Origin of the sequence: Sphingobacterium sp. IITKGP-BTPF85 (assembly GCF_001006065.1) — a bacterium.
Classification (GTDB): domain Bacteria; phylum Bacteroidota; class Bacteroidia; order Sphingobacteriales; family Sphingobacteriaceae; genus Sphingobacterium; species Sphingobacterium anhuiense.
Map to the genome: position 1 here is coordinate 16,732 of NZ_ASZT02000057.1, position 13,465 is coordinate 30,196.

Sequence of the window (13,465 nt, forward strand, 5' to 3'; positions counted from 1 at the left end):
TAACTTAGGGAAGATAAAAAATCTTACATCTTATCATTTTACGCAGCAATACAGACATTCAAACTACTGCAACCATATTGATTATACTGCATTTTATTTCCGAACCCTAGTCAACAATATTAATAAGCTATTTAAAAACAGCGTTACTTATTTCTTGTTTAATTGGAAAGTCCTATTATATTTGCCGTTCGATAATACTATTTAAATCTCAAAGATCTACAACGTGCAGCCTATGAACACTCTTGTGTTGATAAGAAGCTCAGACCTGTTTGAAAGAACATAATTAACTATTGATGAAAAAAATCAAAGATATTACGACACTAGGATTCGCCTTATTTGCTATGTTTTTTGGAGCTGGGAACTTACTGCTTCCTCCTTTTATTGGATTAAATGCGGCAGATCAATGGGACTGGGCAATAATAGGTTTTGGGCTTACAGGTATTTTACTTCCTCTGTTAGGCGTTTTATCGATCATCAATTCAGGTGAATCATTCAAAGATTTAGGTAATCGAACTCATCCTTATATAGCCACCATCCTGGGTATCATCATCATGCTGGGTATAGGGCCTCTAATTGCCATTCCGAGAACAGCCGCGACTACTTTTGAAGTAGGTTTATTGCCTGCATTTCCGAACTTATCTCCCATCTGGGGTTCAATACTATTTTTTGCGGTTACTTTTATCCTTTCTATCCGCCCTTCCAAAGTCGTGAATGTAATTGGAAATTTTCTGACACCGTTACTTTTGATCTTATTGATCGGTATGATCATCATGGGAATTTTGTTTCCTTTATCACCGAATATCGCACATCAGATGGAATCCATGCAAGCCTTTAAGCTTGGTTTCATAGAAGGGTACCAAACATTGGATGTGTTGGCTTCTGTCATTTTTAGCAGTATTATTATCGCTGCAGCAAAAGCCAAAGGATATGAAAAACTTAAAGATAAAAATAGGATCGTCACGAGTGCAGGTTGCCTAGCAACATTTTGTTTATTATTGATCTACGGTGGTTTAGTTTTTTTAGGGGCAAAATCTGGATATCCTTTATCTCCAGATGTAAAAAGGGCAGAGTTACTCCTGTTTATTTCGCATAAAATCTTTGGAAGCTATGGCGTGCTTGCCATTTCAGTCAGTATTGCTTTAGCGTGCCTAACTACTGCAATCGCCTTAACTTGTGCTGTAGGTACATTTTTTAGTCAGCTGTTTAATAATCGAATTACCTACGAGTGGATTGTCATTATTTGCTGTCTCTTTTCGGCAGTACTTGCCATAACCGGCGTGGAGTATATTATTCAAATTGCTTATCCATTTTTAGCATTCATTTATCCAATTGTAATTACCCTCGTACTCTATGTACTTATCTTTGGTCGTTTGATTAAATCTAGACTACCCTACATTGGAGCTTTAGCAGGAACAACACTTGTTTCTACAATTTATCTCTTAGCAGGATTTGATATACATATAAAAGGAGCTGAAAATATATTAGCATCAATTCCTTTGGCGACATATGAACTGTGGTGGGTTATTCCTTCAATTGTTGGATTTTTATTGTTTTTGCTCTTGGATAAGTTAAAAGTTAGCCGCTAGATATAATATCCTAAAATGGGTTGTTGTCAAAGAGTATGATAACAACCTTTTCATAACCGCTATATACAAAACCAAATTTCCCGTCAGACCTATTGCTGGTGCAAGATAAATGTGGCTATCCTCATGTATTTACAGCATCAGCAAGCAATTATAATTTCAAAAGAAAAGCTTGTATCATACCGCGGTATTTCGACTAGAAGTTTAAATCGTATCATAAAAGTTTGGTCCACGAAGTAAACATTAAGAGTTAATACTCCGCCACTTTTTATACTTAATTTCAACTTTATTAATTTTAAAAGAAAATTACAGCTACAATAGCATCTAAAAAAAATAGCAAAAGTCATGGTTTAGTAACATTCTCGTTCTATTCTAAAATTTCCCGTGTTAAAGAATAATAAAACAAAAAAACGCGTTATATTACTACCATTAACTTAATAAATAAAAGAATGCAAACACGTAGAAACTTCCTTCACAACACCGCTAAAGCAACCTTGGCTGTCGCAGTATCGGGCAGTGTTTTAACTAATTTAGCCCAAGCTGAACCTGCACGTAATCAAGCCGCTCCTCTTTCTTTTAGTCAAATCAAACTTCCTTATACTTATTCCGACCTTGAACCCAATATTGATGCCTTAACAATGGAAATCCATTACACGAAGCATCATACTGCATATATTAAAGCTATCAATGAGGCAATAGTAGCAGAAAATATTACTGAAACTTCTGAAGAGCAGTTGTTGGCAAATATTTCTAAATATTCTGCTAAAGCACGCAATAACGCTGGCGGGGCTTGGAATCATAATTTTTTCTGGGAAAACCTATCTGGAAAACAAACGGGTCCTTCTGAAAAAGTGATGCAATTGATCATCTCATCTTTTGGATCAATGGACAAATTTAAAGAACAGTTTGCGGCTGCGGCGACTTCAAGATTTGGTTCAGGCTGGGTCTGGTTAATCTTGGACGATTCAGGTAAGCTAAAAATAACATCAACCGCTAATCAAGACAATCCATTAATGGATGTGGTCGATCAAAGAGGTATTCCTGTTTTAGCATTAGATGTATGGGAACATGCCTACTATTTACATTATCAAAATAAGAGAGCAGATTACATCAAAAACTGGTGGAATGTAGTGAATTGGAATAAAGTACACGAAAGACTTGCATAATATATAAAATGAAAATGTCTTCCAAATTGTAGTCAATTAAGTGTTACAATTGGGGTTAAAAGCATTTAAACAAACATTTAAATTTTTAATGTGTCAAAATATGAATAAACAAACATGCTTTAAAAGCATTTAAACAAGGGTGTGACACACTTTTGACACACACAAATCAAACTTTGACACATTAAAAAAGGGGCTTTAATCGCCCCTTTTATTGTTTACTTAATATTTCCAACTTCTTTTTCTTTAAAAATTCTTCATACTCCAAATCTTCTTTCTCCTGCTTACTTAACCTTTTTCTTATTTTTGATTTTGGTTTATCTTCCTCCTTACCTTGTAATACTTCCCTAATTATTTGGCTGGATTTAAGATATTAAAATCTTGTATTAAATGAAACAGATTAAAATGAGATGGTACAGTTCTCCTATTATACTTTATTTTATACATTTCAACAGCTAATGAAATGTTATATTGCATATCAACAACTTGTTCATGACTTAGTAATTTTGAGGGATTAATTCCTGTTTCATCCCTTTTCAAATTTTCATCAACTATTTTTTCAAATGCTTTATACAAAATATTAACATTTGAGGTTTCTACATCAATGTTGTATAACCTTGAAATTGTATTTAATCTTGATGTTGAAAAATCAGATAAATTATTTATTACTTCCTTATAGCCCATCTTAATTATAATTAATACTATTCAACAATCTATCCTTATTTACTACCTCTCTACCAACTGCCAGCAACATATTAAATGCTTCTACAGGGGTTTCTACTTTTTTAATACCTGAAGGTACTTTTACATTTTTCACCTTACACATCTTGTGTATAAGCGCTTTTGTTTTTTCAATACTATTTTCTTGCATATTCAAATGTGGGACATATAAATAAGCTTTACAATAGCAATTTTTAAACTAATTAAATTAAACTTTAACACCTGATTATCAGCACATTAATTTTTAATAAATGTGAAAATACTTTTTAGGTATGTAACAAAGAATATTAAATTTCCCCTCATATTGAAAAAAGTACATACTTTTATTGCTTAACCTATTGTTATATGCTTAAAAAATTGGCTCAAAAATTTATATCATTTAAGAAAAAAGATGAGAATTCAGCTTTAATTTCAGTTGGTCTATTTATTATGGTGATGGCTGTATTTTTAATTAAAATGGGTAACCGTCATTTACCTGAAGATTGGAAAAGTGAAGTTGAAATTTGGGGTACAGTATCTGACTGGTTTATTGTTATAATAACATTAGTTACAGCCGTATTTTTGTATAAGACTTTACGGTCACAAATGGAGGTGCAAAATAGTCAAAGTATAATTACTAAAATTGAATTGAAAAAATATTTAAGTTCAATTAAGCCTGAAATTACATTTGGCATTGAAAAGTTAAATGATGAACAATATTCCTTACTGATAACAGTCTCAAAAAAGCAACATTATATAATATTAAGTTTGATAAGTATCATGATATAAAAGAACTTAAAAAGAAGATTCAATATAGTAAACCTTATGAGAAAGATAAATTATGTACACTAAAATACCCTGAAATATATACACAACCTAATTATTTTATAATGTTTAATTATACAGATTCAGATGGAAATATTTATTTCCAAAAAAACCTAATGAAAATGACTGACGGTGTTTTAAAATCAATAAATTTAGAAGATAGTTTGGTTGAACCTATTTAATAATATCATCATCCTTGTTATAGTTCTTGTTTGTGCCTGCCAATCTTTCTTTTATTATACTCCAAAAGTCTAAATTGGTAATAGCTCCAAGATTCTCCATTATGGATTTTAACTCTGCACTGGCAATAAATACGGCAACAACCTGTAAAACAGGCACTATAGGCATAAAATGTAATTGAAACATATGGCTAACCATTAGCGCAATCATATACGCTATCATTTTACCTATAGTATCTCTTAACCTCTTTGACCTTATTGGGATATTATTTCTTTTAGCTTTCCATAATGCTGTTGCTACATCAGCAAAGATAAATACACCTATTATCAATAAGCTTATCCATATTGGAGTAAAATATATTGAAAGGAATAAAACCCCTTTACCTATCCATGATTCAGCTATCCAGCAAAAAATATTAAGGATAATTTTAATTAATACATCTATCATCCCTTATTAATATTTATGTATTTCATTCCTGAATCAGTAATCACATCCCCAGCTTTTAACCTAGATTGTGCAATACTGGTTGTTAAACCAAAAATCATTTCAAAATGTGGTGAATCATAGATTGATTTAAAATCACCACCCCAGCTAAAACCAGCTTTTTTAAATTCATTTACAACCATCATCCAGTGTTTATTTTCATCCCAAGATGCTGTCTCAAAACTTCCATTACCATCCAAATCATAAAGTAATACAATGTCCACTGCTAAACCGTAATTATGCCAGCTGGTATTTCCTTTAGCATTGGTTACTATCTTACCTTTAGTAGTTCTTCCTTGAGCATATAATGCATCTTGTTCTGCAACAGTTCTTAGCCCTTGTGCAATACGTAATCTTACCCCTGTAGGTAATTTCATATTTATATTTAAATAGGTTTCTTTTACTTTATTTCTGATGCTTGGATGCAACTTTTCAATTCTTTCTAATGATATCTTATCAGCATATTTTAGTCTTTTATCTTCCATATATTTTTTATATAAATATTAAGGAGATGTTTAGTTTAGTTAATTTAAAGCTGATGGAAACCCGTAAAATCAAAATTTTCACCTCATTAGATGCTTTTAATTGATTTATTAGATTGGAATCAATAACTTAATTCAGAATGACATTGAATGCCTTATAAGGCTTTAAAATGATGTTAAATAAAAGGTCATAAAAAAAGCCCCTCAAAGTAGGGGCTGGATATTGTATTGGATGATACTTTTAGGGTCTAAAATGTCAAACAATTGTTTCTGAATGCATTAAAAGTTACTGTAAATAATACCCCTGCTGTCCTATCACCAAAATTATCAGAAAAAGGTGCTATTGTTATGTTACCTAATATTTCAACATCATCATGTTTTTCAAGATATTTTAAAAAGTCTTGTGCAATCTCATTTGTATTATCAATAACATCAAATTCTGTTTCATCATCTGCTAAATCAGCAATTACTATTTCCCATTTATTTAAATTTTCATTGGCTGAATTGAAAGTACTGTTGACATATTCGTAATTAATTAATGGATATTTTAAATCTTTGTAAGTACTTAAGTTATCTGTGTCACCAAATTTGATATCATTTATCATGGGATGAGCTTTAAAGTAGTTTTCAATGATATTTTTTACATATTTCAAATTTCTAATCATCCATTACCCCCTTCTACCGTAATAATTAACCTTACTTGCTCTATTCTTATAATATTGCACTGAATAATCAATATCATCACCTAGATAAATAGACATTGTATTTAAAGTACTATCAACAGCTGAGGTATTTGTTTCATTATTATTGTCTTTTGCAAAATATTCAATTAATCTTCTTTTATATGCATCAGCTTTTTGTTTAATGTTACCTAATACAGAATCTTTGTCTTTAAAAGCTAATGCTGACAATGTAGCATCTGTTGATATGTTAACACCTTTGTTATTAATCTTTATGTGCAAGTAGTCAATTGCATATACAATTGTTGAATAAATAAGAAAAGGCTCAATTACTTCATCCAATACTTTTATTTCTTCTTCTGTTAATGTATCATCAGCTATTTTACTTCGTATATTCTTTATGTATCCAGCTGACACTAAAGGCTCTAATTCTAAGTCAGTAGCTTCATTTAGTGATATTTGAATAATATCCTCATCAATATTTTTTGGTAACACACTGTTTTTTACAATGCTATCTATGCTTATTATATTTATTATCATCTACTTATTTTTTATATACTTTTACAGGTTGCCAAAAATGACGACAATGTTTATTTACTTCACCTGTGTCTTTATTTCTCCAGTAACCACCCCCGAATTCCATTACACTGTAACCCAAAGCACTACTAAGGGCTTGAATATCAACAGCTGAGAAATATTTATTGGAATCAATAATTGATTTGCAAAAGTGTCGGGTGGTAGGAAGAATTGTATTACCTTCTGCTTCATCTCTTTTCACGTAATCATAGAACACCTCTATTTTTGTTCCATCAATTTCTTTAGGTGTAGTGGATATTGTTTTTGTTCCTATATTCTCTTTACTATTGATTAAACCAGCATTTTTTAATAAATCAATAGCATTTCTAACATCATCTTTTGATACCGTATATTCTAATTCTTCAGATATTTTAGCTGTAACAGCATCAATAGTCAACCCCACAATTTGATTCTCTAATAAGTATTCTTCTATACTCGCCCACGCACTTGCAAATTCGTATTTACCTGATTTTGAGAATTGAGATTTACCAATTGTTATGAAGTTATTTTTATCTGAACCTATGTATTTAACTTTTTCAAAATCTTCTAATGTTGCTGAATAACTATCTAATTCGTCATCTTTTTTTTTAGAAAATTGTGTTTCTTCTTTGATTGTATTTACTACTGTATTTACTGCAATAAATCTATCACCCCCTTCAATTGCTTCAAGACCATTTTCAACACGTAATTCATTGATAGTCATTATTTTTTCTTTTGTAACAGAACTTAATTCTGTTTTGAAAAGCTTTTCTTTATCCTTTATGTTGATGGTTGGAATTGAATCTGAAGCTTGAAATAATTTATTAAATGCTGATACAATTTCATTTCTTTTATTCTTTACGAAGTTGTCTTTGAATAATTGATAAGCATTTTCAAGCTCAGTAGCATTACCCAATGAACCCTCTTTTTCAACCCCAAATAATATGCTTGAAGTAGCTGAATGAGCTGTTAAGATATTTCTTTCTGTTTTTTTAATGACTTCAACTAACTTACTTGCATAATCATCAGCTTCAATAGTATCAATTTCTAAGCCTTTTTCATTCTGTGTGTTGAACTCAATCAACATATTTTCACCCTCAATTCCTGAAAAAATATTACGAAACTTTTTACTGGTTTTATCTTGACTCTCCTGATTACCCTGTCCTTTAAATGTTTTCACCACTTTTGTTAAAGAAAAACCATTTGCTACATTATTTTTGAATAAAGTACTAATTAGCATATCTGTAACTGCATCCTCTACACATTTATAATCTTGACTTGCATATACATTATTTACAGATACATTGTAACTATTAAAGTAAAATATCTTAGGTTCTGTATTATCATTATTTTTTGGTTGGTATTTTGGATAAGAAAGAAATGTACGTGGTGTTAACTTCCAGTCTTTATTCACAAAAAATTTAGTTTTTGACTTATTCATACGCACATGGTGTAAAGGCACATGATAAAACATATGTGGCTCATTCAAAAAGTTAAATGTTACCTCTACAGCAAATGAATTAAAATACATCACATCATTTATACATTTTTGTACTAATTCCTGCAATGTATCATCTTCATTTATCATCAAATCAGCCAAAAATTCACCTGATTTTTTGTCTACAACACCATCACCATACACATAATTACTTTTTGAATTTAAAATAGAACCGTGCAAAGCTGATTTATCAGCAATATCAATTAAGAAATTAGGATATAAGTTATCTTCACCCCATTTTACGTGCTTATCATCATTATTTTCTTTAGGTTCAATTGGTAAAGGCGTAATATGTCTTGCAAATGATTCAAATGCGTATGCTAATTCATTACTATCTATATTTTTATTATCTCTTTCTACCATTAATTACTTTCTTTACTACTTTTTGATGCTCAATAACATCTTCTTCTTCATCTTTTATTATCCTTAAATAACCAGCATCAATTTTTTCACCTACAACAGTATTTAGTTGATATTTATATTGTCCTGATTCAAGTTCTTTTAACTCTATATCATTGATTTCAACATATCTATCTGTTATTTTAGTAGGTGTTATTTCAAATTCATTTTTTTGGATGAACTTGTTTTTGTTAATATCAATATCACATTACCTTCAATTATTTGAGAAGATGAATTGAATAAAAGTCTGTTACTATCATTATTTTTATCTAGTATCATTTTCTATTTTAGATAAATATTATGAGAACAAAAAAAGGGGCAATTAAGCCCCTTGCATTATCCTAATTAATTATGTATTAGATTAATGTATTTAAAATTGTTTTATCTAATAAAGGTGTTGGTTCGTAAATTTCACCATTAAAGTTTAAAGTTCTTCCCATTTCTGAAGCTGAAATAGTACCAACTGATTCAGTTAATTTTACACCACCTTCTAAGCCCCCTACAACTAAACTACCATTTGCTAATTCTAAGATAATAGCTACTGGCTGACCTAATAAGCTTGAAACTAACTTATTAGCTTCTTTAGAGTAACCAGCTAATTGAGTTGTGTAAGCAAAAGTACCTGAAATGATACCTGTTTCAGAAACTGAAAATGTATCTGTTACATTATTTTGTTTGTTGATAACCTCAACTTTTACGAATTTTTTAGATAATTCTAAACTAATTTCTGAAACTACACCGTCTGCTGATGCATATACTTGTGTTGTTCCTTCTATATTTTTTAAGTCTCCGTATGCAATCATGTACACATTTTTGGTTCCACCAATTAAGTTTTCCCCACATTGTTCTGCATATGCTAATAAACTTGCTCCGCAATTTGCCATATATATTTATATTATTTTTTTATTTATAAAAGGATGATGTATTTATCACCACCCTTTTAATTCTATTTTTTATCTAATTTCTAACTGATTAAGCTAAGTTTAATACACCAATCTCATTTATGAAAACAGGTTTTACACCTAAACCAAATCTGTTTCTTAAGTACATAGTATCTTCTTTTTCTACGTAAAATGATTGTAAATCAGCACCTTCACTAGTAATATCTGTTTTACCTTGAAGGTTTCTTGCTCTAGCTAAAACTGCTTTTTTAGTACCATTTAAACCATCCACAACTAAAAATTTTGCTGATGTACCGTGAACTGCGTCAGGTGCTAAAGCATTAAATAAGTTTAAAGCTGAAATCTCAGCAACATATTGATTGTATAAATCAGAACCAATGAAGATTTTAAAATCCTCTGCACCAGTCACTTCTGTAGGCATTGCTAAAAATCCAGCAATAATTTTTTCATAAACTTTTAAAGCAGGTGCAATTGTACCTAAAGGGGCTGTACCTGTTTTTAATTGCTCTAAAAAGCCGTCAAATGACGAAGCATCTCCTGCATCCACTTTCATTTGCCAAATATTTCTTTCAATATTTTTCTTATTTGTAGCAGTTAAATTTTCTATAATTGCATCCGCAAATGTAATCTCATCAAGCACTTTACCTTTTTTCTTAGCTTTCATATCTTCGCCCTTCCAAGTAGGGTTCAAATCCAATGAACAAAATCCCTGCATGAATGCAATAGGTTTTACGTAAATCTCTGATTGTGTTAATGTTACAGAACCTAAATCTTCTAATTTACATAATTTACCGTCTTGGTATACTAAATCTGTTTTCATAATGTTAACAGGTTCGGTACCACCAATTAAGCCTTCTGTAAAGCTACCTGCATCACTTAAAAAGTCTAATGTTTGTGACCCTAAAATTGAGGCTGTTAAAAATTTCTCTGTGTTTTCTGATTGCAAAATATGTTTTGGCAATGCACTAATATTATATCCCATTCTTATTTATTTTTATTTTTATTCATTCTAGCCATCATCAAAAATTTATCTTCAGTGGCTTCTTCTTTTACTTCTGCATTTTGTTTTGAGAAACTTGCAGGTTTTTTTAATTCTTCTGTAATTGCTTTTAAAATTTCTGTTTTCATTGCTGTTAACTCAGCATCAATCTTTTCAGCATCTGCTTTTGAAAACTTTTCATTTAAAGCTTTTTTCAATTCTTCAATTTCTTTTTTCAATTCAGCTACTTCATCAAGTTCATCAGCTTTAACTTCTTCAACAGGTGTTAAATCAATTTCAACCTTTTCATCTTCATCAGCTTTAACTTCTTCAATTACTTCATCTACTTTCTTTTCATCCTCATCTTCTTCTTTCATCTCAACTTCTTCACCTGCATTTGCAACAGTAATTACTTCTGTTATCTCACCATCAACAACCACGAATTCATCACCATTTGGTAATTTATAAGTATCATTTGGTGCTGGCTGTGAACCTGTTGAACCTCCTACATATACTTTTACACCGACTTCATTTGAAGCATATTCAACAGGTGTATCACTATTTTCTAGGGTAGTTGAAGTGAAAGATGATTTAGAAAATTTCATAACCGAATTAAATTTATCTTCAAGTCTTTCTAAAATATTTTTACTCATATTTCTATCTATTTTTTAATAAATATTATGAGCTATATTTTTATGTTATTTTCTAAAAGAATAAGGTCTAATTCTTTTTCTAATTCATTTAATGCATGTAAATAATCAGTATAATCAGCATTAAAATTTTTGGTTAATTGGTCTACAAAATACCCTTCTATTGAAAATCCTGTAAAAATTTCTTTTTTAATAGCTTCAAAAACTGTTTTACTTTCAGGTGCATTTTTATCTAATTGCACCCCTACTATCCAAGTTCCATCAACAGCATTTTTAAAGGTATTAGGAGGGTTGAAGCCTTTTTTTCTATCTACTATAAAAGAAGAAAATACATAAGCATCTATAAAAGTGTTAGTATGTTGTAGGTTTATTTGTGTTTGATATCCTTTTTTAAAATAGTTTTTTGCTATGTCTCTAATAGTTTTTTCGGTAAAGAAAACTTCAAAAACTTCTTTAGTTACTTTATTAAATCTTTCTATTTTTTTGTTAGGTATCATTGCTACTCCATGCAACTCATATTCTTCTTCTTCAACAGCAAATGCTTGTTTATCAACACCTTTTCTTTACTGAAAAATGAAACTTTCTTCTGTCGCTGGCTCTGTAACAATACTTATTACCGAAACATCAAAACCTTGTTCTGCATCTATTTTTAATTCATATACTTTTTTATCCATATATTTTTTTATATAAATATTAAAGCATAAAAAACCCCTACTTTATTGGTAGAGGTTAAAAAATGTTGAATATGATAATCTTAGAATCTAGATATTTGGTTTATAAAATCATTTTTTTGTTGGTTGGATTCTAAATCTGAATTAGTGATATAAGCTTTAACAACTTGATTATCTTGTTTTTCTGCTATTGTTGAAGCTAATGAATCAGTACCATTTTCACTACTTTTTAAAATGGTACTGTTAATAACAGGTGCTTGTACTGTATTACCTCCACCACCTGCAACTGCTGAAGATGTATCATTCGTATTAGGTATTTTAACAGATATTATTTTTTTTACTGTAGCTAATCCTGAAGCTATTGTTGTTGCAAGTGCCACAAAATTAAATGGATAGGGCACTTCTTTCATAGCTTTTGCACCTGCAACATAAGTATCTATAGTTGCTGTAGCAATACCCATAGCCTTCCCTGCTACTGTACTTTCACCTAACAATTCAGTTGCTTTTGATGTAGCATCAGCAATTACGGAAAGATTAGATAATTTAACATTCTTCTCTTCAGCTAATAACTTTTTCTTTGCAACACCATGCGCTTTTTCATTTTTTTGAATGTTTAGATTATGTTGTAAAGTAATATCTTCTATAGCTCTATTATTAGTATCAATTGCTGATAGTCGTGCATTCAATTCGGCTTGCAAAATGTTAATATCAAAAGCATTGATTTCAGGATTTTGCATTAATTCCTTCATACGTGCTTGACCTTCAACATAAATTCTTTCCAACTCACTATTTTCAAGATTTTTTGTATCAATTGCATTTTGCAACATCACTTCATCATGGTCTTTTTGCGCTGTGTAAATAGCCTCTAACTGTGCTTTTTTTAGTTTATAACTATCCTTTTCATTTCCTTCATTAGCACTTTCAGACAGCAACAAATCTTTCTCAGCTTCACGTGTTGATAAAGCTAATTGTTGAATTTTAGACAAGTAGATTAGTTGGTTATTCAATCTATTATCTAAATCAGCTTTTTGCTCATTTGTTGCATTTTTCTTTTGCTCATTGAAACTTTTAATACTTTCTAAATACTCTTTACTGAAGGAATCTAAAAATTGTGATTGGTTGTTCTTTATATAATTAAAGTACTCATCATCATACTTCTATTTATCAAATCTCTTTCAATTTTTTGGGATATCTCCAACTTGCTGATATCATGATTCAACTTTTTAGCTAAAGCAATTTGCTCTTTGTATTTATCATTTAGATTCTTTAATTCAACTTTTCTTGCATTATTATTTGAAGCATATGTTACTTTTTCAGCTTCTTTTAAATACCCCTTTAATTGAGTTAATTGTTGTAAGTAATCTGCTTTAGCTTTATCTGCTTCTTCTTTTCTTTTATCTGCTTTTCTTTTATCTGCTTCATTTAATCTATTTTTTTCATTTTCAAATAGTAGATTTTGTTCCTCATTCAACTTTTTTAATTGTTTAAATTCTTCAGCTGTATATTTTTTGTTAAGCTTATAACTTCTTCTAATTCACCTCTTTTTATCCTTATTTCTTTTATACTTAAATTATAAATTTCTTTTTCCTGCCCCCCTTGAGCTTTTAAAATCTCTATTTGTGTTCTTATTCCTTCTGTTATATCTGTATTTAACCTTTTTAATTTATCCAATTCCCTACCTGCTTTGGATGTAATATCTACAAATCAGTAACTTTT

At 30.2% G+C, this 13,465-nt stretch carries 17 protein-coding genes; 3 read left to right on the forward strand and 14 right to left on the reverse strand.

Annotation, left to right across the window (positions count from 1 at the left end):
• Positions 1-293 precede the first annotated feature (293 nt).
• Together brnQ and L950_RS12585 are read left to right on the forward strand one after the other, a co-directional pair.
• Positions 294-1,586: a branched-chain amino acid transport system II carrier protein gene (brnQ, locus tag L950_RS12580; protein ID WP_021189903.1), complete on the forward strand. Its 1,293-nt coding sequence runs from the start codon at positions 294-296 to the stop codon at positions 1,584-1,586.
• A gap of 446 nt (positions 1,587-2,032) precedes the next feature.
• Complete coding sequence (locus L950_RS12585) at positions 2,033-2,749, forward strand: superoxide dismutase (RefSeq protein WP_021189904.1); 717 nt, start codon at positions 2,033-2,035, stop codon at positions 2,747-2,749.
• A 348-nt stretch (positions 2,750-3,097) separates the two neighbouring features.
• On the opposite strand, the gene L950_RS12590 is transcribed toward L950_RS12585, so the two are convergent.
• Both L950_RS12590 and L950_RS12595 read right to left on the reverse strand, forming a co-directional pair.
• Positions 3,098-3,430, reverse strand: a complete 333-nt coding sequence (locus L950_RS12590; protein WP_021189905.1) for a hypothetical protein — start codon at positions 3,428-3,430, stop codon at positions 3,098-3,100.
• A gap of 1 nt (position 3,431) precedes the next feature.
• Positions 3,432-3,617: a hypothetical protein gene (locus L950_RS12595; protein WP_021189906.1), complete on the reverse strand. Its 186-nt coding sequence runs from the start codon at positions 3,615-3,617 to the stop codon at positions 3,432-3,434.
• Between the two features lie 206 nt (positions 3,618-3,823).
• Between L950_RS12595 and L950_RS12600 the strand changes: the two genes are divergently transcribed.
• Positions 3,824-4,234 carry a hypothetical protein gene (locus L950_RS12600; RefSeq protein ID WP_197086415.1) on the forward strand — a complete coding sequence of 137 codons (411 nt, stop codon included), beginning with the start codon at positions 3,824-3,826 and terminating at the stop codon, positions 4,232-4,234.
• Between the two features lie 210 nt (positions 4,235-4,444).
• Here the strand turns inward: L950_RS12600 and L950_RS12605 are convergent, their stop codons facing one another.
• The 12 genes from L950_RS12605 to L950_RS12660 form a co-directional block, all read right to left on the reverse strand.
• Positions 4,445-4,897 carry a phage holin family protein gene (locus L950_RS12605; RefSeq protein WP_021189909.1) on the reverse strand — a complete coding sequence of 151 codons (453 nt, stop codon included), beginning with the start codon at positions 4,895-4,897 and terminating at the stop codon, positions 4,445-4,447.
• A complete protein-coding gene (locus L950_RS12610; RefSeq protein WP_021189910.1) occupies positions 4,894-5,418 on the reverse strand; it encodes a M15 family metallopeptidase in 525 nt (174 codons plus the stop codon). The genes L950_RS12605 and L950_RS12610 overlap by 4 nt, the downstream gene beginning before the upstream one ends.
• 245 nt (positions 5,419-5,663) lie before the next feature.
• Entirely contained in the window at positions 5,664-6,068 is a 405-nt protein-coding gene (locus L950_RS12615) for a hypothetical protein (protein WP_156169677.1), read from the reverse strand.
• A 15-nt stretch (positions 6,069-6,083) separates the two neighbouring features.
• Entirely contained in the window at positions 6,084-6,635 is a 552-nt protein-coding gene (locus tag L950_RS12620; RefSeq protein ID WP_031288227.1) for a hypothetical protein, read from the reverse strand.
• A gap of 4 nt (positions 6,636-6,639) precedes the next feature.
• The gene (locus L950_RS12625; RefSeq protein WP_021189913.1) at positions 6,640-8,511 is read right to left on the reverse strand and encodes a hypothetical protein; all 1,872 of its coding nucleotides are present in this window, start codon (positions 8,509-8,511) and stop codon (positions 6,640-6,642) included.
• Positions 8,512-8,903: 392 nt separating this feature from the next.
• The gene (locus tag L950_RS12630) at positions 8,904-9,431 is read right to left on the reverse strand and encodes a hypothetical protein (RefSeq protein WP_021189914.1); all 528 of its coding nucleotides are present in this window, start codon (positions 9,429-9,431) and stop codon (positions 8,904-8,906) included.
• A gap of 88 nt (positions 9,432-9,519) precedes the next feature.
• A complete protein-coding gene (locus L950_RS12635; RefSeq protein ID WP_021189915.1) occupies positions 9,520-10,431 on the reverse strand; it encodes a hypothetical protein in 912 nt (303 codons plus the stop codon).
• A 2-nt stretch (positions 10,432-10,433) separates the two neighbouring features.
• Positions 10,434-11,081 (reverse strand): hypothetical protein, encoded by a 648-nt coding sequence (locus L950_RS12640; protein WP_021189916.1) that lies wholly within the window; start codon positions 11,079-11,081, stop codon positions 10,434-10,436.
• 32 nt (positions 11,082-11,113) lie between these two features.
• Positions 11,114-11,590, reverse strand: coding sequence for an XkdF-like putative serine protease domain-containing protein (locus L950_RS12645; protein WP_021189917.1), 477 nt, complete (start codon positions 11,588-11,590; stop codon positions 11,114-11,116).
• Positions 11,591-11,832: 242 nt separating this feature from the next.
• Positions 11,833-12,735: a hypothetical protein gene (locus tag L950_RS12650; protein WP_021189919.1), complete on the reverse strand. Its 903-nt coding sequence runs from the start codon at positions 12,733-12,735 to the stop codon at positions 11,833-11,835.
• A 140-nt stretch (positions 12,736-12,875) separates the two neighbouring features.
• The gene (locus L950_RS12655) at positions 12,876-13,220 is read right to left on the reverse strand and encodes a hypothetical protein (RefSeq protein WP_021189920.1); all 345 of its coding nucleotides are present in this window, start codon (positions 13,218-13,220) and stop codon (positions 12,876-12,878) included.
• A gap of 5 nt (positions 13,221-13,225) precedes the next feature.
• Positions 13,226-13,420, reverse strand: coding sequence for a hypothetical protein (locus tag L950_RS12660; RefSeq protein ID WP_021189921.1), 195 nt, complete (start codon positions 13,418-13,420; stop codon positions 13,226-13,228).
• Between the last annotated feature and the right edge of the window lie 45 nt (positions 13,421-13,465).